15 protein-coding genes are annotated in these 18,918 nt (G+C 44.6%); 12 read left to right on the top strand and 3 right to left on the bottom strand.

Going from position 1 to position 18,918, the window contains the following annotated elements; genetic code table 11:
- Window positions 1–2: 2 nt before the first annotated feature.
- Window positions 3–1,496 carry an ISL3 family transposase gene (locus tag DHU66_RS06900; RefSeq protein WP_245309389.1) on the bottom strand — a complete coding sequence of 498 codons (1,494 nt, stop codon included), beginning with the start codon at window positions 1,494–1,496 and terminating at the stop codon, window positions 3–5.
- Between the two features lie 221 nt (window positions 1,497–1,717).
- Here DHU66_RS06900 and DHU66_RS06895 point away from each other — a divergent pair, with 221 nt between their 5' ends.
- Together DHU66_RS06895 and DHU66_RS06890 are read left to right on the top strand one after the other, a co-directional pair.
- A complete protein-coding gene (locus DHU66_RS06895; protein WP_135358323.1) occupies window positions 1,718–2,350 on the top strand; it encodes a hypothetical protein in 633 nt (210 codons plus the stop codon).
- Window positions 2,351–2,364: 14 nt separating this feature from the next.
- The gene (locus DHU66_RS06890; RefSeq protein WP_135358322.1) at window positions 2,365–3,777 is read left to right on the top strand and encodes a hypothetical protein; all 1,413 of its coding nucleotides are present in this window, start codon (window positions 2,365–2,367) and stop codon (window positions 3,775–3,777) included.
- Here the strand turns inward: DHU66_RS06890 and DHU66_RS06885 are convergent.
- Both DHU66_RS06885 and DHU66_RS06880 read right to left on the bottom strand, forming a co-directional pair.
- Window positions 3,747–4,688, bottom strand: coding sequence for a hypothetical protein (locus DHU66_RS06885; protein ID WP_108775128.1), 942 nt, complete (start codon window positions 4,686–4,688; stop codon window positions 3,747–3,749). The two genes, DHU66_RS06890 and DHU66_RS06885, sit on opposite strands and share 31 nt — an antisense overlap.
- A gap of 21 nt (window positions 4,689–4,709) precedes the next feature.
- Window positions 4,710–4,940, bottom strand: a complete 231-nt coding sequence (locus DHU66_RS06880) for a helix-turn-helix domain-containing protein (protein WP_167836302.1) — start codon at window positions 4,938–4,940, stop codon at window positions 4,710–4,712.
- 142 nt (window positions 4,941–5,082) lie between these two features.
- Between DHU66_RS06880 and DHU66_RS06875 the strand changes: the two genes are divergently transcribed.
- The 10 genes from DHU66_RS06875 (at window position 5,083) to pglZ (ending at window position 18,903) form a co-directional block, all read left to right on the top strand.
- A complete protein-coding gene (locus DHU66_RS06875; protein WP_245309434.1) occupies window positions 5,083–5,298 on the top strand; it encodes a DNA-binding protein in 216 nt (71 codons plus the stop codon).
- A 2-nt stretch (window positions 5,299–5,300) separates the two neighbouring features.
- A complete protein-coding gene (locus DHU66_RS06870; RefSeq protein ID WP_108775126.1) occupies window positions 5,301–6,380 on the top strand; it encodes a site-specific integrase in 1,080 nt (359 codons plus the stop codon).
- 2 nt (window positions 6,381–6,382) lie between these two features.
- A complete protein-coding gene (locus tag DHU66_RS06865) occupies window positions 6,383–6,715 on the top strand; it encodes a plasmid mobilization protein (RefSeq protein WP_108775125.1) in 333 nt (110 codons plus the stop codon).
- Window positions 6,716–7,033: 318 nt separating this feature from the next.
- Window positions 7,034–7,249 carry a helix-turn-helix domain-containing protein gene (locus DHU66_RS06860; RefSeq protein WP_108775124.1) on the top strand — a complete coding sequence of 72 codons (216 nt, stop codon included), beginning with the start codon at window positions 7,034–7,036 and terminating at the stop codon, window positions 7,247–7,249.
- A gap of 12 nt (window positions 7,250–7,261) precedes the next feature.
- The gene (locus DHU66_RS06855; protein WP_108775123.1) at window positions 7,262–7,864 is read left to right on the top strand and encodes a DUF1819 family protein; all 603 of its coding nucleotides are present in this window, start codon (window positions 7,262–7,264) and stop codon (window positions 7,862–7,864) included.
- Window position 7,865: 1 nt separating this feature from the next.
- Entirely contained in the window at window positions 7,866–8,495 is a 630-nt protein-coding gene (locus DHU66_RS06850) for a DUF1788 domain-containing protein (RefSeq protein ID WP_108775122.1), read from the top strand.
- Window positions 8,496–8,509: 14 nt separating this feature from the next.
- Window positions 8,510–12,124: a BREX system P-loop protein BrxC gene (brxC, locus tag DHU66_RS06845; RefSeq protein ID WP_108775121.1), complete on the top strand. Its 3,615-nt coding sequence runs from the start codon at window positions 8,510–8,512 to the stop codon at window positions 12,122–12,124.
- Window positions 12,125–12,148: 24 nt separating this feature from the next.
- Entirely contained in the window at window positions 12,149–15,763 is a 3,615-nt protein-coding gene (gene pglX / locus DHU66_RS06840) for a BREX-1 system adenine-specific DNA-methyltransferase PglX (protein WP_108775120.1), read from the top strand.
- A gap of 11 nt (window positions 15,764–15,774) precedes the next feature.
- Entirely contained in the window at window positions 15,775–16,359 is a 585-nt protein-coding gene (locus tag DHU66_RS06835; RefSeq protein ID WP_135358321.1) for a hypothetical protein, read from the top strand.
- 21 nt (window positions 16,360–16,380) lie between these two features.
- On the top strand, window positions 16,381–18,903 hold the full coding sequence (gene pglZ / locus DHU66_RS06830; protein WP_108775118.1) for a BREX-1 system phosphatase PglZ type A: 2,523 nt from the start codon (window positions 16,381–16,383) through the stop codon (window positions 18,901–18,903).
- The last annotated feature ends 15 nt before the right edge of the window (window positions 18,904–18,918 follow it).

The raw sequence follows: 18,918 nt of genomic DNA, 5'->3' as shown, positions 1-18,918 counted from the left end.
GGTCATGAGAATTTCCTGCTGGCATCAATGATCTTCAGGAAGAAATATTCATCATCTGGATAGCCGTATCCTTTGCGTCTCAATGTTTTTATCATCTGGTTGGTTCCTTCAACTTTGCCGGATGAGATATGGACTCTTGCATGAGAGATAATTCCTTTCATGTGTTCCTCCAGCAGCTTGGCAAACCATATGAAATGCTTGTTCTCTGTTGCTTTGCAGGTGCGTATGATCCGTTTAATATGAATCTTCATGCCTCTTTCGCTATTTGCTTTGTATGCTTTATCAAGCTGTTCCTTTACCAGATCCATGGTGAAGAACAGCTTGTTTTCATCCAATAGCTTCTTGTATTCTTCTTCAACGCCTGCTTTCTGCTTCACCTCCGGCTTCTTGAACAGATCGCTTCCACGGGCAATGGTTTTGCCCGCTTTGGCATCTTTTTCTTTCTGCTTTCTTGTTTCAGCACTTGTCATCAGAACATACTTAGAGCCTTTGAGAGCTTTGGCAGCTTCTGTATTGCCTTCTTCTATCAGGCGCTTCTGTTCCTCTTTACGGACTTCTGATACCACCTTGTCATTGAAGTTTTTGACCAGATGGAAATGGTCATAGACAATATCCAGCCATTCACAGCGATCTTTAAAGGCTTCTTCAAAGTCACTGTTCATATCACAGGCCACAGCCTTCACGTTCTTCATCCAGTCGATGCCGACCCAGTCAATAAAGTCATATACAGTCTGTTTCTTCTTGCCATAGGCAAGGTACAGCACATGTCCGCTCTTCAGGTCCATGATCAACGTAGCGTATTTATGGCCTTTATGAAGAAGAAATTCATCAATGCCAAGATACTCCAGGCATTCTGCAGGCTTCTTCAGTTCCTTGCCTTCACCATTAACGGTATACAGCTCCTGAAGGCGCTTCTTATCGATCTCCTTGACTGTATTCTTGCTTAAACCGGTAATGATGGATATTTCCTTCATTGTCAGTCCAAAGCGAAGCAGATCGCGTGTATAGTTCTCAAGAGCAGCTGTAATCAGATGTCCCTGAGCCTTGAAATCTAGTGGTTCTGTATAAGTACTGACCGGACAGTTCTTATTCTGGCAGAGTGCTCTCTGCTTGGATACAACGATATGAGTATAGATACCTCCCATAGGAATGTGTTTCAAGTCAACCTCAGTTGTGCCGTTATACACCATTTCCTGGCCACAGCAGTTGCAGTAAATCGGCTGTCCGTTCAGACGATTCAGCTTTCCCTTAAAGAAATATTCAGTGACACTGCGCCTGGCAGGTCTGGATGATGTGCCTATAGAGATCTCTTTAACGGCCGTTTCCGGCATACCAACCTGGGTAAAGGATGGCAGACCTGATGAGAATGTTAAAATGCCACTCTGGAGTTGCACATCAGAAATTGAATCAATCAGATCATGTGCATCGGAGCGCAGATCGTCTGATCTGGTATCAAGTAATTCTTCCTGAATAAGCGGCTGTGTGTTAACATTCATATGGATCTCCTATCTTGTATGTTTGGGTACACACAATTATACGAGATCCATTTTTATATTCGTACTATATCTCCGTCCCACATGGCGTCATATCAACAGGTTTTGGGATTGAGCCAAAATTTTATCAGTTTGTGATACGGAGAAAGGTTTCTTTCAACGGAAAGACTTACCAACCGTTTTCAAAAAAAGAGTCTTACAGACTGGTTCCGATACCGGATTTGTTGGCGGATCTTCTGAAGGAAGAACAGCAGAAACAACTGACCGCATACAATATGAGTGATGCCAGTGAATTGGCTGAACAGTCGGTTGTTGGTAATGGCACGGTTGTCTTGAACGGATTTACAAGGGTGGTGACACCGTCAAATCTGAATGAACTGTGCCGTAAAGTCCTTCGGAAATATCTGAAGAAAAATGAAATTGATCTGTCTTCCAGTGACCAGGAAGAGAGAATCATTGATCTTAATGGTTATAGTGGTGACAATTTCAAATCAAATTACAGACACTGGGCACTTGAAGAATGTGCTTTTGAAGAGTGTGAAACGGATTATCTTTTGGGCAATGTTCCGGATATGACCTTTGCCAGAAATTACTGTGATTTTGGTAATCCTGCCTCACAGATGATCCTGAAACTAAAGCAGGAAAGAATTGCCAGACTGGTGCAGAAACAAACGGACACGTATGTGGTCTTTAGACAACTGGATGGAAGTCACGTTTTCTGTGAAACAGAAGAAGATGACTGCCACCTCACGGATCTGAGCATACATGCACGGATCAAGGGGGAAAACGCAAAGATCAGAATCAGTTCAAAGTATGGTTTTGAACTGGAAGTAACCGGTGGAAAGAGAGAAAAGTAATGCTGTTTTTTGATATGAAAAGAGAAACACTGACACCAAAAGGCAAGATGAATTTCATTGGTGCGGTGCATAAATACTTTGATTCTTATACACAGGGAATCAATCAGACAACCCGTGACACGTATATCAACCGGTATGAAACCATGATCTTTCCGTATGTCAACACGGCTTTCCCAATGAGTGAATATTCGGAAGAAAACCTGGAAGAACTGCTTTCCGTTATCGGAGAGGAAACAAACTACAGCCGTCTCAGTATCAATACCGATATCCGTCATCTTGTATATGATCCATGTGAAGCGTTCTTCAAAGATCCGCAGAACCTGGATATTGATCATTACAGAATGTGGGGAAACGGATACGATTTTGAAAAGAGAAAGGATGCCAAGGAGGATGTCAATGCTGCGGCAATGCTGATCCGCAGATCATTGTCTGTGAAGGAAGAACTGCTTGTCTGTGACGCTCTGAAAGACCCGGAAACAAGCCAAGGAGAGCTGATCGGACTTACCTTGATGTTTTGCTCGGCTGTCCGTAATAACGAAGCCTGCGGCTTAAATTGGGGCGGTATCCGTGAAATGCAGGATCATCCCGGATGCTATTACATGCAGATTTATCAGACAACAAAGATCGCAAGCAATGCATTGAAACTGGGTGGAAAAACTTATAACGCACCCAGGCAGATTCCGGTGATTGACTGTCTTCTTGATCTTCTGCAGAAAAGAAAATCATTTCTGACAGAGAACATATCATTTCCGTACACGGCGGAAGACGGAACTGTTTACAGGAGTATTGATGAAATGCCGGTTGCCTGTCACGGATCATCATATGGAATCCGGTGCACAAGCAGAAACCTAAGTGATGCCGGTAAAAATCTTCTGAGAGAAAAAGTTAAGATGTCTGAAAAGGAGTATGCGGGTCTTTCATATTTACTGAGACAGGAAAATGATGCGGAAGACGGACTTGTTGAGAAGGATGTGACTACCTATCTTCTGCGCAGAAACATGGCGACACATCTTTATACACTCGGTATGAGTATGCTGGATTCCCAGTACATTATGGGGCATTGCATTGAGAATACGCCCTTAAAACGTGTGGACTTTGCTGATGAAGAGTACCTGTACAGACTTTTGAAAATCATGAATAAGCATCCGTTGAATCAAGCTGAGGATCATACTTATAAGCTGAATTCAAGTCTGCACATTGATAATGAACCGTTTGTAAATCTGGAAATATCGGGTTCTGCAGACCTGTACATTGATGCGAGAAACAGAGAAAAAAGAGATACCCTTCGCATTGAGAATATCTCTGATGATCAAACAAACTTGGATGTCCTTGAGAAGCATTCATCCAGAACGGAACAGTCTGAAGTGAATGTGACAGATGAAATCCGGAAAGCTTATCAAATTTCAGAAGCTGGTACAAAACAATAGCGAGGAGTGTCGTAGACAGTGATGTCGACAATTGCTTTGTCATTTTCATCATAAATAAGTTTACTTCGTGTAGAAAACACAACGATATCGACAGTCCCGCCAAATTTTTCTTTCTTCGCATTATATTCGTCAAAATACTCGCTTCTTTCCTTTGGATACAAATTAAACACAATATAAACCGGCTTAGTATTACTGTTTTCTACAGAGTAGCTGGCTTTGAGAAAAATATGGTTGTTGAAATACCTATCACCCATATTTTTCAGCTGTTGAGCTATTGCGTTCCTTTCCGGCTGCGAAATAACTCGGCAGGTAAAGACATGAGGATCCGACATGTTGATGTCAGAGAGTCTCTCGTATGTCTCTCCGTCAATCAAAGTATCACCCACACGATAACTGCGTATTTTTCCGTGAATATCATTGATCTTGCATTCGGCATAGGAAGGGGAATCCTTCAGACCATAATATAGAGCTTCCAGTTTGTAATACTTACTGTTCTTTCTCTGGTCATAAGTATTTTCTTCGTTTTCATCTTCATCAGAGTCTGATAAATTGCTGACTCTGGAAGCATGCGTAGCGCTTGTGGTAGTTGCTGTAGGATTCGTTTTCTTGAAAGGATCAAACACCTTATCGCCGACTGCTACGGAACTTCGGCTAAGTTTCTTGATACCTTGTTTGTAATCTTTGCAATTTGAAAAACGTTTTTCCGGATCTGATTCATTGTGTCGAAAGTAATATGTTGTATATTTCTTTGAGCTTTTGGTAAGAATCATCGGGCATCCGCATTCATGGCACTTAAAAGTAAAATGATCTCTGTAATACTGATATCCTTTTTCTGATCGTATTTCCTCCGCATCCAGAGATTCAAGCTTACTTTCTTCGGGCTGTGTAACAATATCTGCTTTTCTACTCATAATCACCTCAGAATGAACGGTTTACTTTGCAAACTGTTCTTTTTCTTCTTCAGACAGATTCATTTGGATAACATCACCAGGCTGGCAATGAATAAGGATACAGATTGTGTTCAAAGCGTCCATAGAAATATAGGCATTTTTGCGTAATGAACTAAGAGTGCTTTGTGACAAAAGCTTTTCATTACGGATCCGCTGTACCGGATAGCCAGCATCTTTCAATGCTTCAATAACATCAATCTTATATTCAATCATGAGTAACCTCTTCCAATAAGTTAGCACGTTTTGATGAAAGCCACAAAACATTTTTAGACAGCACGGGAAATCGTGTCGGCAACACGGAAAACCGTGCTATACTAATAATAGAAGCACGGAAAACCGTGTTAGGAGGTAACACATGGAAAATGTACCTATGAGTAACAAAAGATTTCTGACCGCAAAAGATGTCTGCATGTATATGGAAGTATCTCGGTCAATGGCATACAAGATCATCAAAGAATTGAATGATCAGCTGGAAGCGCAGGGTTACCTGACGGTTCCGGGGAAGGTAAGCCGTATCTATTTTGAGGAGAAGACCTACACAGGAAAGTCATCAGAAAGGGAGGCGGACTGATTATGCCGGCTTATAAGGGAAAGGGTAAGAATCCGTGGTTCTGTAAGTTCCGCTACAAGGATTTTGACGGAAAGACCATTTACAAGACCAAACGTGGTTTTTCAACCAAGAGAGAAGCAGTTGAATGGGAACAGGCGTTCAAGATGAAGAACAGTGGTAGCTCCGGCATGACACTGAAGATGTTTTCCGAGAAGTACATGGAGGACATGAAGGGCCGTCTGAAGCCTGATACATGCGTGATGAAGCAATCCCTTATTGATACCTGGATTGTTCCGTATCTCGGAAAATTGCCGATGAATGAGATCACGACAAGGGATGTCATGCAGTGGCAGAACAGACTGATTTCTTATGAGAATTCCAATGGAAAAGGGCTGTCTAAGAGCTATCTGAAGACAATCCATAACCAGTTATCGGCAATGTTCAATCACGGCATGAAATATTACGAACTAAAGTCCAATCCTGCAGCCTTGGCGGGAAATATGGGGACGGACAAAGAAGTGAAAAACAGCTTCTGGACCAAGGAACAATACCTTGCATTTTCTGAAGAAATGAAAGCTGAACCCATCTATTACTATGCCTTTCAGATCCTTTATTGGTGTGGTTTGCGTGAAGGTGAAATGCTGGCTCTGACACCGGATGACATTGATTTTGACAAGAAAATCATCAATGTCACAAAGACATACTACGTACTGAAGGGTAAGGAATACATTACAAAACCCAAGACCTTAAACAGTATCCGGCAGGTTTCAATGCCTGATTTCCTTGTGGATGATCTGCAGGATTATCTGAAAATGCTCTATAAACCTGAACAAAATGAGCGCATGTTTCCACTGACAAAATCTATGCTTTCAAGGGCAATGGACAGGGGATCTGCAAGTGCCGGGCTGCCCAGGATCCGCATTCATGATCTGAGACATTCTCATGTCAGTTTACTGATTCATATGGGGTGGTCTCCACTTACGATCGGTCAGCGAGTCGGTCACAGCAGTGTTTACATCACATATCACTATGCACATATGTTCCCAGATGATCAGCAAAAGCTTGCTGATTCACTGGATGAGCTGAAGAAAGGAGGTGAGTGACAATGTCAGCAAAAAATGTTGATCAGAAAGGCAGATGGCGTACCAAATTCATCGGTATCCGCATGTCCGAAGAAGAAAATGAGCAATTGGATAAGCTTGTGAAACTCTCCGGTCTGAGCAAGCAGGACTACATTATGCAGTGCGTTCTTAACCATGGGGTCGTGGTTCAGGGCAATCCACGTGTGTTTTACCAGATGAATGCACAGGTCAAAGAGCTTCTCGATGAAGTGAAAAGACTGCAGACTCTAGATCAGTTGAGTGATGAGCAAATTGAACTGATGAACACGGTGCTTAAACTGTATTCAGAACTGGCAGAACTGTCAGAAGATAAATGAAATAGTCGTGAATAGTTATGTCTCAATAATAATATTCTGAGAAATGCTTCGTAATGATGTATGCCGGTGAATGAAGCTTGTTCATGTTCATCCATACTTATTGCGAAGCTTTTTGTTGCTCTTAGGGGTGATGCCATCCTTGACATTTCGGAGTTTCGCCATTGAAAGAAATTATGCAGGTTATCATTAATTACTCCTTTATTGAGAATGAAAAATGTATTTTCTGCAAGCTTCTGTCATTGTTGATCAGTATGACTGATGTTATGATTACCCCAGAAATACTTTATCTGGAAGAATGATCATATAGAGGAATCGGCTATGGCTACTATCAGTTACAACAGACTCTGGAAGCTTCTGATTGACAAGGGTATGAAGAAGAAGGATCTTCGTGAGGCAACGGGAATCAGTTCCAATACGGTTGCCAGAATGGGCAGGAATGAGATCGTATCTCTTGAGGTACTGGTCAAAATATGCGATGTGCTGGACTGTGATCTCGGTGATGTTGCCGAGGTGATTCACTGCAAGGAAGAATAACGGAGGCAATGGATGAAGCGAAATAAATACAGTGCAGGTGCAGTGAAATTTGCCTTCTGGTTCATGGAGTTCCGGAAGGAAGTGGAACTGCTTCAGAGCGGAAAATCCTTTGAAGAGATCAAAGTGCTCAATACACAGGGAAATCTGTTTGGTGCGCAGACACCGGCAAGATCAAAGATGATCTACAGTACGGTTACCAGATGGATCAAAGCACTTGGCAATGATTTCTATGATCTGTTTCTGGAGTCAGATATTGCTACACAGAAGCTGTTCGTGCTGTCCAGCATCATGGCAAATGATACCTTGTTCTTTGACTTCATGTATGAAGTGATCAGAGAAAAGATGTTAATAGGAAGTAATTCGTTTTACGATGCGGATATCCGAGTTTTCTTCCACAATAAACAGATACAGGATGAAGAAGTCGCAAAGTGGACGGATCAGACATTAGGAAGGCTTGGAGCCACTTACAAACAGTATTTACTGAATGCAGGAATGTCGGGTGACGGTAAGAAAGAACGTAAGATTCTGAAACCGATTTTGGATCCATCATTAGAACATTGGCTGCAGGATCATGAGATGGCAGTGATCGTCAAAGCACTGACGGGGGAGGCTTGACATGGCAGAGGAAGAGAGAATTCGCCGCCTTCGTTCATCCAGAAGAAACCTGAATGTGCGTCTTGATGAGATGGACGAGAAGATTCATCGGCCGACTTTCCGCCGGGCGGATGGCAAGGCAAATGAAGTCAATTACTGGGTCTTCGATTACGAACCGGAAGAAGAACTGAAGGTCCGCAACCGGATCAGCCAGATGAAAAAGCGGAATGAAAAAGGGACCGAAGGATTTGAACTGATCGTCTTCGATCTCTATGACATCATCATTGACTATCTGGAATCCAAGAACTTCATCGAGAAGACAGAAAAAATGGAAGAGCGGAATGGACTGGAGCGCGTTGTAAAGGCCGTACAGCGTACACTTCGCATTACCGATAAGGACAACTACCTGGTGCAGTATATCGTGGATCATACGCCGGAAAATGCCGTGGTTTTCATCACCGGTATCGGTAAATGCTATCCGCTTCTGGAGGCACCGGAGGTCTTTAACAAGGTCTTCTATAACATGCCGAAGGAATTCGCTTCCACACCGATGGTTCTGTTCTATCCTGGAACCTATACGGAGCAGGAACTCGTCGTATTCGATGAACGCAAGGAAGACAACTATTACCGGGCATTCCGGATTGCAAGATAGAGAGGAAGAAGAATATGCAGATCAGAGATATGTTTCTGAAGAATATTGACCGTGATCTTCAGGGTGTCATTATCGTAGGTCAGGATGAAAATGCCAATGTGAAGCAGGAACTCGAGGAGTATGTCGTTACCAGGGAACTGCAGAAGCATTTCGCGGACTTCTTCTCCGCTTATAAACAGGGAATCATCGGAAATACCACAAAGACCGGTGTCTGGATTTCCGGCTTCTTCGGATCCGGTAAATCACACTTGCTGAAGATCCTTTCCTACCTTCTGGAAAATAAGGAGATCGCCGGCAAGTATGCAATCGATTACTTCATTGAAGACAACAAGATTTCGGATGCTGCCGTGCTGGCAGATATGCAGCTGGCGGCGCAGACGCCGACGGACGTCGTGCTGTTCAATATCGATTCCAAGAGCGAATCGAACGGCAAGGAAAACAAAGACGCCATCGTCAATGTTTTCCTGAAGGTCTTCAATGAGATGCAGGGATTCTGCGGGTCCATCCCGTATCTGGCGGATCTGGAAAAACAGCTCTCCGATAAAGGAAGATACGAAGAATTCAAACAGAAATTTGAAGATGCTACCGGTGATACCTGGGAGAGTTCCCGGAACGACTTTGACTTCATTCAGGACGATATCGTTGATGTCCTCTCTGACATGGGCTTCATGAGTGAAGACGCTGCAAGAAATTGGTGCGAGAAGGCATCCGGAACGTATCGGGTCAGCATTGAAGATTTTGCAAAACGGGTAAAGAAGTATATCGACAGCAAGGGCAATAACCATCATGTTGTCTTTGCCGTGGATGAAGTCGGCCAGTACATCGGTGACAACCGTGCGCTGATGCTGAATCTGCAGACACTGGAAGAAGACCTCGGCAGAGAATGCATGGGCAAGGCATGGATCATCGTGACTTCCCAGCAGGATATTGACTCTGTCGTAAAGGTCATCGGCAATGATTTCTCCAAGATTCAAGGTCGCTTCGATACAAGACTTTCCCTATCTTCTGCGAACGTTGATGCGGTCATCAAGAAGAGAATTCTGGAGAAGAAGGATACAGCCGCACAGATGCTGCGCCTTCTCTATGGACAGAAGCAGACCATCATCGAAAACCGGATCGTGTTCTCTGGATCCGTTGAGCGGAAACTGTATTCTTCCGCACAGGATTTTGCGGATGTTTATCCGTTTATTCCGTATCAGTTCAACCTGCTGGCATCCGTGCTGACTGCCATCCGTACGCATGGAGCATCCGGCAAGCATCTGTCGGAAGGCGAACGTTCCATGCTGGCTATGTTCAAGGAATCCGCAGCTGCTTGGGGCAGTATGCCGGAAGGAACCCTGATGCCGTTTTATGCCTTCTATGCGCCGATGGAGAACTTCCTGGACCACAGTCACCGGAGCGTCATCATCAAAGCCTATGACAATGGCAAGATCAATCCGGAAGGAAAGGACAGCAATGTTTTTGCTATCGATGTGCTGAAGACACTGTTCCTGATCAAATATGTTGAGGACATCCAGGCAAATATCGATAACATCACAACCCTCATGATGACCAGCATCGATGAGGATCGTATCACGCTGAAGGAACGCGTGCAGGATGCACTGACCGTACTGCAGCGCCAGATGCTCGTGCAGAAGAACGGCGATGTCTATGTCTTCCTGACCGATGAAGAGCAGGAGATCAACCGCGAGATCGAAGAGGAGCAGGTTGATAACGCTGAGGTCATCAACAAGATCTCGGAAATGATCTTTGAGGAGATCCTTCGTGATAACCGCTACCAGTATCCGAAGTTCAACGGCCGTTATGCGTTCCGCTTCAATCAGACTGTCGATGACCGTCCGTACAAGGCTAATCAGAACAATGATATCGGTGTGCATATCATCACGCCGGCGGCAGATATCGAGGATGAGATCACGCTCCGTATGATGTCCGGTCAGGGAAAGGAAGTGCTGGTCGTCCTTCCGAACGACCGCAGCTTCATGGACGAGATTCAGACCTATCTTAAGATCGAGAAGTTCCTCCGCAGGAATACAACTTCTGCACTGACCAAGTACGAGTCCATCAAGGATGCCAAGCGTCTGGAGATGCGGGACCGTGCTTCAAACGCCAAATTATATCTGACAGAGGCACTGAAGGAAGCTGCCATCTATGTCAATGGCGATAAGGCCAATATCAAGGCAAAAGATGTTGCCAGCCGGATCAATGAGGCAGTCGGCCGCCTGGTAGACACCGTATACCACAAGCTTTCCTATATTGATGCCGCATTCAGTGAATCTGATATCCGCAGGCTCTTTGATTCCAGCAATCAGATGAATCTGAAGCTGGGCGATCAGGGAGAGGCAAATGTGCATGCTCTGGATGATGCACTGCAGTATATCCAGCGGCAGACACAGATGCATATGAAGACGTCCATGAAGACTGTCAAGGACTACTTCATGAAGGCTCCGTATGGCTTTGTCGAAGATGATGTGGACTGGCTGATCGCCAAGCTGTTCCGCAGGGGAGATCTCACTTTCTACATGAATGGTGCCCAGGTCAGCCTGATCAATAAGAGTAAGGACGAGATCATCTCCTATATCACAAAGAAGCAGTACCAGGAAAAGCTCATGATGGAGCAGAGGACCCGGATCTCCGACCGGGAGAAGAAGATCTGTCGGGATGTCATGAAAGAGCTTTTCCATGTCTCCACGGATTTCGATGATGAAGATCAGATGATGCATGCCTTTGTTCGCAATGCGCAGAACATGGCAAATGATCTGGATCGTCTGCTGGTGCAGTATGACTATGCAAAGTATCCGGGCAAGAAGACCATCAGTGATGGCAAGCGCCTGCTGACCATGATCTGCGAGGCGGATTCTACTACAGAATTCTATAAGAATATCCAGCGCTATCAGGATGATTTCCTGGATTTCGCGGATTACTACGAGCCGATCCGCAGCTTCTTCAAAGGCGAGCAGAAGCAGATCTTTGACCGTGCGATCCGCCTCATGAATATCTATGAAGACAGCAAGACCTATATCGCCAATGAGGAACTGGAGGAAAATGTCCATGCCATCGAAGATATCCTAAGACAACAGGAACCGTACAACAACATTCCGAAGCTTCCGGAACTGCTGGAAACCTTCATGAATCTCTATAACCAGATCCTGGATGCTCAGGAGGCACCGGTCGTAGCGGCTATCGATGAGGCAGAGAAGCGTGTCATCGAAGTCCTTTCCGCAAAGCCTTATCAAGCGGAAAAGGAAGCGCAGTACCGCCGGTTCTTCGCAGATCTCCGGGAAGGAGCTAAGAAGTGCAACAATGTATCTTCTCTCAGAGGCTTCGCGGATAAGGCGGAAGCCCAGAAGATGCGTCTGCTCAATGAGATGGATAGGATCGATCAGGAACTGGAAAGAAAGCGGATCGAAGAGGAACGGAGAAGAGCGAAGGAGAATGGCGACGATACTCCTGTGACTCCGGTGACACCGGTACATCAAAAGAGAACCAAGAATGTGACGATCAAGCAGATCACTATGTCAGCTTCCCAGAGAGTGGAAACAGAGGCTGACGTCGACGACTTTGTGGAAACACTCAGGGTACGTCTCAAGAAGCAGCTGGAAGAAGATACGATTGTGAACATCGAGTTCTGATCACCATGATAAGGACGGTAGGCTATGAATAAGACATCGATCAAAAACTTCGCAACATGGGCCAGAAAGAAGCTCATTGCGGATATCACCTATAAAGCAAGTCTGATGGGAATCACGGATCAGGGGATCAAGTCCGCTCTTCCGCAGTCTATGCTGGGGGAAGAAGCATACGACATCGGCACAAAAGAGCCGTATGTGATCTCCGGGGATGCTGTGCGCCAGAGAGCACATCTTGCCAGGCTGATCAGTGACCGTGCGAAAGGATCTGACTATCAGACCGCTTTTAACAGTGTCGTGGAAGAAGTCGCTTATACATGGTTCAACCGCCTGATCGCCATCCGGTTCATGGAAGTCAATGACTACATGCCGGATCATATCCGTGTGCTGTCTTCCGAGAACGGTTCCAAGCTGGAGCCGGACATGGTGACCACACCGTTCGATACAGAGCTTGAATTCACAGAGAAAGAAAAGCAGCAGATCATTCAGCTGAAAAATGACAATTCGGTCGATGAACTCTTCCAGATGCTATTTATTAAGGAATGCAATTCCCTGAATCAGTATCTGCCAAGATTGTTTGAAAAGACGGCAGATTATACAGAGCTTTTGCTCAATGTTTCTGTCACGGACAAAGAGGGAGTAGTCTATCACCTTGTTCACGACATCGAGGAGCAGGATTTCGATATCAACAATATCGGCGAAGATGGCAGACCGACCGGTCAGGTGGAGATCATCGGCTGGCTGTATCAGTATTACAATGCCGAACTGAAGGACGAGACCTTTGCGTTTCTGAAGAAGAACAAGAAGATCACAAAGGAACGGATTCCCTCTGCCACACAGCTCTTCACGCCGGACTGGATCGTCCGCTACATGGTAGAAAACTCTCTAGGCAGAGTCTGGCTGAACGGACATCCGAACGATGAACTGAAGAAGAACTGGATTTATTACATCGATGAAGCAAAGCAGAAACCGGAAGTAGAAGCCAAACTGCAGGAAGAACGGGAAGAGTACAAGAAGCTCCGTCCGGAAGATCTGACGCTCATGGATCCTTCTATGGGTTCTGGCCATATCTTGGTTTACGGATTTGATGTCCTCATGCAGATCTATACCTCTGTCGGATACTCCGAGAGAGACGCTGCACAGTCCATCCTGAAGAACAATCTCTATGGACTCGATATCGATGAGCGTGCCTTCCAGCTGGCATACTTTGCCGTCATGATGAAAGGCAGACAGTATGACCGCCGGATCCTGACCAGAGGCATCGAGCCGCATGTCTATGCCATTGAGGAGAGCAATGACATCAACAGGGAACATCTGAAATTCCTGGGCAATCTTCAGGATGAGCAGACCAGAAAGAAAAATCAGAAGGAGTTAGTGTGCCTGTTGGATCGGTTCAGAGATGCAAAGATTTATGGATCGATCATCAAGGTGGAAGGATATGACTTTGATGCGTTGACGAAGTATGTTCATGCGACGGAAACTGAAAAACAGATTTCCTTGGAAACTTTAGGGTTGCAAGAAACCATAAGTGAAATCCAAAGCACTTTGTGTATTTGCAAAACTATGCAAGATAAATATTTGACTGTAGTAACAAATCCGCCCTATATGGGGGCAAATAATATGAATGCTACATTGTCAAATTATATTAAAACGAATTATCCAGACGTTAAATCGGATATGAGTACTGTATTTATGAGCTTGTCTAGTTTCATGTGTTTAGAGAAAGGTCTTATCTCAATGATAAATATCCCTGTATGGATGTTTATCACAAGTTATCAAAATTTCAGGGCAAAGCTTTTAAGTCAGGAAACCATTGTTAATTTGATTCACCCAGGAAGAGGGATTTTTGGGTCGGATTTCGGTACGACTACTTTTGTATTGGCAAATCATAAAATTGATAATTATCGAGCGTATTATTTTAGATTGTTTGAAAAACAAGGGGATGTTTTGTCAAATGAAGACAGAAAAAAAGCTTTTCTGTTACGGAAAGGGCAATACATTGAAAACCAGGAGAATTTCAGCTTGCTTCCAGGATATCCTTTGGCCTATTGGACGAACCAAAACATGTTTAAGGCTTTTGCATCTGCAGTTCCTTTGGAAAAGCTAGCAGATGTAAAAGTAGGCTTACAAACTGGCGATAATGAAAGATTTTTGAAGCTATGGTTTGAAGTTCCCTATGACAAAATCACTTTTAATTCGCTTGATGGAAAAGAAGTTGAATGGATTCCATATAACAAAGGCGGTGATTACAGAAAGTGGTTCGGAAATCAATATTTTATTGTGAATTGGACTGCTTCTGGGAAATCAATAAAAGACTACCATGGTTCATACGCTCGTAATACAAATTTTTATTTTCAAAGTGGATTTTCCTGGTCAGACGTCTCCTCTGGACGCATGAGCGTTAGATATTGGCCGAAAGGATGTATTTTTGATACGTGCGCACCAACCTTCTTCTCTGAAAAATATGGATATGAATTGCTGGCGTTGGCAAATAGCCGTATTGGCCAATATTTAATGGATATTTTATCGCCTACGATTCACTATACAGCAGGATCGATGCAGAAGTTTCCTATTTGGTTAGAAAAGCTCTCCATGGGGGATGAAGCAAAAGAGTGTATAGAAATTAGTAAAGCAGATTATGATTCCAGTGAAATATCGTGGAATTTTAGAACTGGTTGGTGGACTGCTAATCATGTTTTATCTGTTCAGGATGCATGGGACCAATGGAAGGCATTATGCGATAAGCGTATTGATAAACAGAAATCACTAGAAGAAAAAATCAATTCCTATTACATAAGTGCCTATGGTTTACAAGACTCATTGACTCCCAACATTTCTAGAAACGATATCTCATTGACTGTCGCTGACAAGCAAAGAGATGTTAAAGCATTGCTCTCTTATACTGTCGGCTGCCTGCTTGGACGTTATTCCTTAGATGTTGATGGTCTTGCTTATGCGGGAGGTGATTGGGATGCCAGCAAGTATTCCACGTTCATACCGGATGTCGATAACGTGATTCCGATCACCGATGAGGATTACTTTGATGACGATATTGTAGGTCTGCTGATCCAGTGGCTGAAGAAGGTATACGGAGAGGATACACTGGAGGAGAATCTGGACTTCATCGCCAAGGCACTTGGCAATAAGGGCAATACCAGCCGGGAGATCATCCGGAATTATTTCCTTACTGACTTCTTCAAGGATCACTGTCAGACTTATTCTGTGACCGGATCCGGAAAGCGTCCGATCTACTGGCTCTATGATTCCGGTAAACAGAATGGATTCAAGGCGCTCATCTACATGCATCGATACAACGAAGATACGACCGGTGTAGTCCGTGTGAAGTACCTGCATCGTATGGAGCAGATCTATATGAGTGAGATCGACCGCATGCAGGACATGATGGATCACAGCAAGTCTGCGCATGACGTCTCGGTTGCTTCCAAGCGAAAAGAAAAGCTGCAGAAACAGCTGAAGGAATGCAAGGACTATGATGAGAAGATTTCTCATCTGGCACTGGATCGGATCGCGATCGATCTGGATGACGGTGTGAAGGTGAACTATCGCAAGGTACAAACCGGCAGTGACGGCAAGTTCTATGAAGTTCTTGCGGACTCGAAGAATATTATGAAAAAAGAGTAATGAGCAACAATATGTTGAATACGATTATTGGGGCTATTATTGGATTTTTATCAAGCATATTGACTGTCATTGTCGGAAGATGGCTTGATAAAGTAGGCAAGCTCAAAATTTATTTTAAAATCATCAATACTTCCAGTGAACAAACAGGATGGGGAATGATGAAAGGCAACCAGGGTAAATATTTCTCTGTCCCGGTGTTATATCAAATTCAAAATGTAAGCAATACTACTCGAGTAATCAGAGATATTAGTATTTTGTTATATGATGGCAATCACTTCTTGAAAAAAATGACACAGATTAACTATACAGAACATAACCGTACAAGTGGTGGAAAGGTAATTTCTGTAGAGAAAGAATATTTTGGCACAGAGGCTAGAAGTTACTCTTTTGTCATTCCACCAAGAAGTATAAGCACGTTCAAATGTCTTTATGTGCTTAATACAGCTCAGGTAACAGAATTATCGGATAAGCATTTTGATAACCTTAAGATTAGGTACTTTGATGAGAGGGATAAAGCAAAGGTTTTTAATGCAAGAGCTATTTTCAATACGGAAGTTACTCAAGATGCTGATGATGATTGGACATTGCTGAAGTAGATGCCTCCTAGGGGATAATATATGGCAGAGCTAAATTTAAAACAAATTACTGATCGGTTATATGAAGAATTTGCCACTATCACCGGCCGTCGGAAGCTGGTCTTCTGGTATGACGACCGCGCGGAGTTTCTGGAAGATATCGATTCCATGGAACTGGAGAACGCGAAGATCCTGAAGCTGCAGGAGAATCATCAGTTTGAGATCAAGTATTTCCTGGAACGGAAGGATACAGAGACCAATTACCTGATCTATGCGCCGTTTCCGAAGCCGGATGTGAAGCAGAATCATCTGGAGGATATTCTGCTCTATTCCAAGCGTTTCTATGCGGACCGTGCGTCCCTTCTCATGGTGGATCTCCATATAAGCGAAGAACTGAAGCCTAACGTTGAGAAGCATATCGCCTTTTTCGCGAATAAGGACCGTACGAAGCGTTTCTATGATCTGGAGATCGAGCATTATACACGGGAGAACTTCCTGATCGGCATGATGAGCGCTATCTGCCGGACCAGAACTTGCTCTCTGGATGAAGTGCTGCGTGTTCTGCTGACGGAAGATGATCTCGGTGAGAGCAAATACCTGAACGAATTTCAGAAGTATGATCTGATCTCAGATTTCTGGACATTGATCGGGCAGGAATACGGCTATTCAGATCCGGAACCGACGTTGCAGAAACTGGTAGTTACGATCTTCGTGACCTATGCAGAGCGGTATATCACGGATACACTTCCGGAAGCCTGGAAACCATTCATTTCATCCAAGCCTGGCAACGATATTGCCTTCCTGGACAGCCTGATATACAGTGTCCTGTACCGTAAGAGATATGACGAACTATCCGGCTATGTGGCGAATTGTCTGCATGTATCGGAAACACTGAAGAGTTATGCGCCGGAAGCGCTGGTCAGCTGCGACAGTTTTGCGGTCATCGATGAAATCCTGCTGAAGTGGGTGAGAGACCGCCTGCAGAATGAAGATATCGGAGCGAAGCTCGGAGATCTGGATATTCCGACTGTCTGTGAGAAGCGGAAGAAGATGCATTTTGGATCTCATTATCTCCATGCCTGGGAGATGCTGGCATGTGCGTATCCTGTCGTGCAGTCTGCTCATTTCCAGACGGCAGATGGTTTCAAGAGCATCATTACCCAGTATCAAAAGGATGGATACAAGATTGATCAGAACTACCGATTCTTCTATTACCACCTGGATCAGCTGGAGAGCAGCTCTTCTTTCGAGGATCTCCGTGTGTTGGTAGAGAACATCTATACCAACGACTTTCTCGGAAAACTGCTTCCGAAGTGGAATGCCGGCATGATGGAAACCGACGCGCAGCGCGTGATCCCTCTGCAGCGGAATTTCTATCTGAATAATGTCGGCAGCCAGAATGACCGCGTGGTTGTCATTATTTCGGATGCCATGCGGTATGAGGTGGGGCAGGAAATCTTTGCCAGATTATCGGATGATCCGAAGAGCACGGTTTCGATTAAGCCGATGCTGAGTACCGTGCCGTCTTATACCAGACTCGGCATGGCTGCATTACTGCCGCATCAGAAGCTGGAGCTGACAGATGACGGGCAGGAGCTGGTTGACGGTAATTATTGCATCGATCTCGCATCCCGGGAAAAAGTACTACAGTCCCGGCAGCCGGAGAGCTGCTGTGTGCAGTTTGACAGCATTAAAAATCTGAACCAGACCGGACTGCGCAAGATCTTTACCGGTAAGAGAGTGGTCTATGTTTATCATGATCAGATCGATACCCGCGGAGAACATACGGAAGATGAGGTGTTTGTTGCCTGCGAAGAGGCTGTAGATGAGATTTACAGCCTGATCCGCAAGATCAGCAGCACGGCAAATACGTATCATTTTATCGTGACCTCGGATCATGGATTTATCTATAAGCGGAACAAGGTACAGGAAAGCGACAAGATCGGCGGTATGAGCGGCAATCCGATTGTGAAGAGAAGATATGTCGTATCCCATCAGCCGGTACAGGCAGACGGCGTCTGCAGTCTGTCACTGGGCTATATTCTCGGCAATGATGATGACAAGATCGTCTCCTTCCCGGTCGGAAGCAGTGTGTTCAAGGTACAGGGAAGCGGTGGACAGAACTATGTTCATGGCGGATCTTCTCCGCAAGAGATGCTGGTGCCTGTAGTTGAAGTGAAGATGGAAAAAGGCAAGGCAGAGACCAGTTCTGCACGGATTATGCTGGTGAGCTTGGTACATAAGATCACGAACCTGATTACGACATTGGACTTCATCCAGACGGAACCGGTCAGTGACGTGGTGAAGGCAGTAACCTATAGGGTCTGCTTCATCGATGACAAAGGGCAAACGATTTCCAATGAGGCAATGATCGCTGCCGATAAACGGGATACGGATTCTTCGAAACGCGTATTCCGTGTGAAATTTACATTCAAGAATCAGAAATATGACCGCAACGCACAGTACTATCTCGTTGCGATCGATACAGTGAGCGGTATGGAAGCATTCCGCCACCAGGTCATCATGGATCTTGCGTTTGCCGATGATTTCGGCTTCGGACTCTGATCGGTGATCTTGAGG

Origin of the sequence: Lactimicrobium massiliense (assembly GCF_900343155.1) — a bacterium.
In the GTDB taxonomy this organism is placed as follows: domain Bacteria; phylum Bacillota_I; class Bacilli_A; order Erysipelotrichales; family Erysipelotrichaceae; genus Bulleidia; species Bulleidia massiliensis.
The sequence above is the reverse complement of the archived record's forward strand: the minus strand, read 5'-3'. Positions and strand labels throughout refer to the sequence as shown.

What these genes read in the sequence shown, in the direction of transcription:
- DHU66_RS06900 (WP_245309389.1), bottom strand. Translation starts at nt 1,496, where the DNA reads ATGAATGTTAACACACAGCCGCTTATTCAGGAAGAATTACTTGATACC.
- DHU66_RS06890 (WP_135358322.1), top strand. Translation starts at nt 2,365, where the DNA reads ATGAAAAGAGAAACACTGACACCAAAAGGCAAGATGAATTTCATTGGT.
- DHU66_RS06885 (WP_108775128.1), bottom strand. Translation starts at nt 4,688, where the DNA reads ATGAGTAGAAAAGCAGATATTGTTACACAGCCCGAAGAAAGTAAGCTT.
- DHU66_RS06880 (WP_167836302.1), bottom strand. Translation starts at nt 4,940, where the DNA reads ATGATTGAATATAAGATTGATGTTATTGAAGCATTGAAAGATGCTGGC.
- DHU66_RS06875 (WP_245309434.1), top strand. Translation starts at nt 5,083, where the DNA reads ATGGAAAATGTACCTATGAGTAACAAAAGATTTCTGACCGCAAAAGAT.
- DHU66_RS06870 (WP_108775126.1), top strand. Translation starts at nt 5,301, where the DNA reads ATGCCGGCTTATAAGGGAAAGGGTAAGAATCCGTGGTTCTGTAAGTTC.
- DHU66_RS06865 (WP_108775125.1), top strand. Translation starts at nt 6,383, where the DNA reads ATGTCAGCAAAAAATGTTGATCAGAAAGGCAGATGGCGTACCAAATTC.
- DHU66_RS06860 (WP_108775124.1), top strand. Translation starts at nt 7,034, where the DNA reads ATGGCTACTATCAGTTACAACAGACTCTGGAAGCTTCTGATTGACAAG.
- DHU66_RS06855 (WP_108775123.1), top strand. Translation starts at nt 7,262, where the DNA reads ATGAAGCGAAATAAATACAGTGCAGGTGCAGTGAAATTTGCCTTCTGG.
- DHU66_RS06850 (WP_108775122.1), top strand. Translation starts at nt 7,866, where the DNA reads ATGGCAGAGGAAGAGAGAATTCGCCGCCTTCGTTCATCCAGAAGAAAC.
- brxC (WP_108775121.1), top strand. Translation starts at nt 8,510, where the DNA reads ATGCAGATCAGAGATATGTTTCTGAAGAATATTGACCGTGATCTTCAG.
- pglX (WP_108775120.1), top strand. Translation starts at nt 12,149, where the DNA reads ATGAATAAGACATCGATCAAAAACTTCGCAACATGGGCCAGAAAGAAG.
- DHU66_RS06835 (WP_135358321.1), top strand. Translation starts at nt 15,775, where the DNA reads ATGTTGAATACGATTATTGGGGCTATTATTGGATTTTTATCAAGCATA.
- pglZ (WP_108775118.1), top strand. Translation starts at nt 16,381, where the DNA reads ATGGCAGAGCTAAATTTAAAACAAATTACTGATCGGTTATATGAAGAA.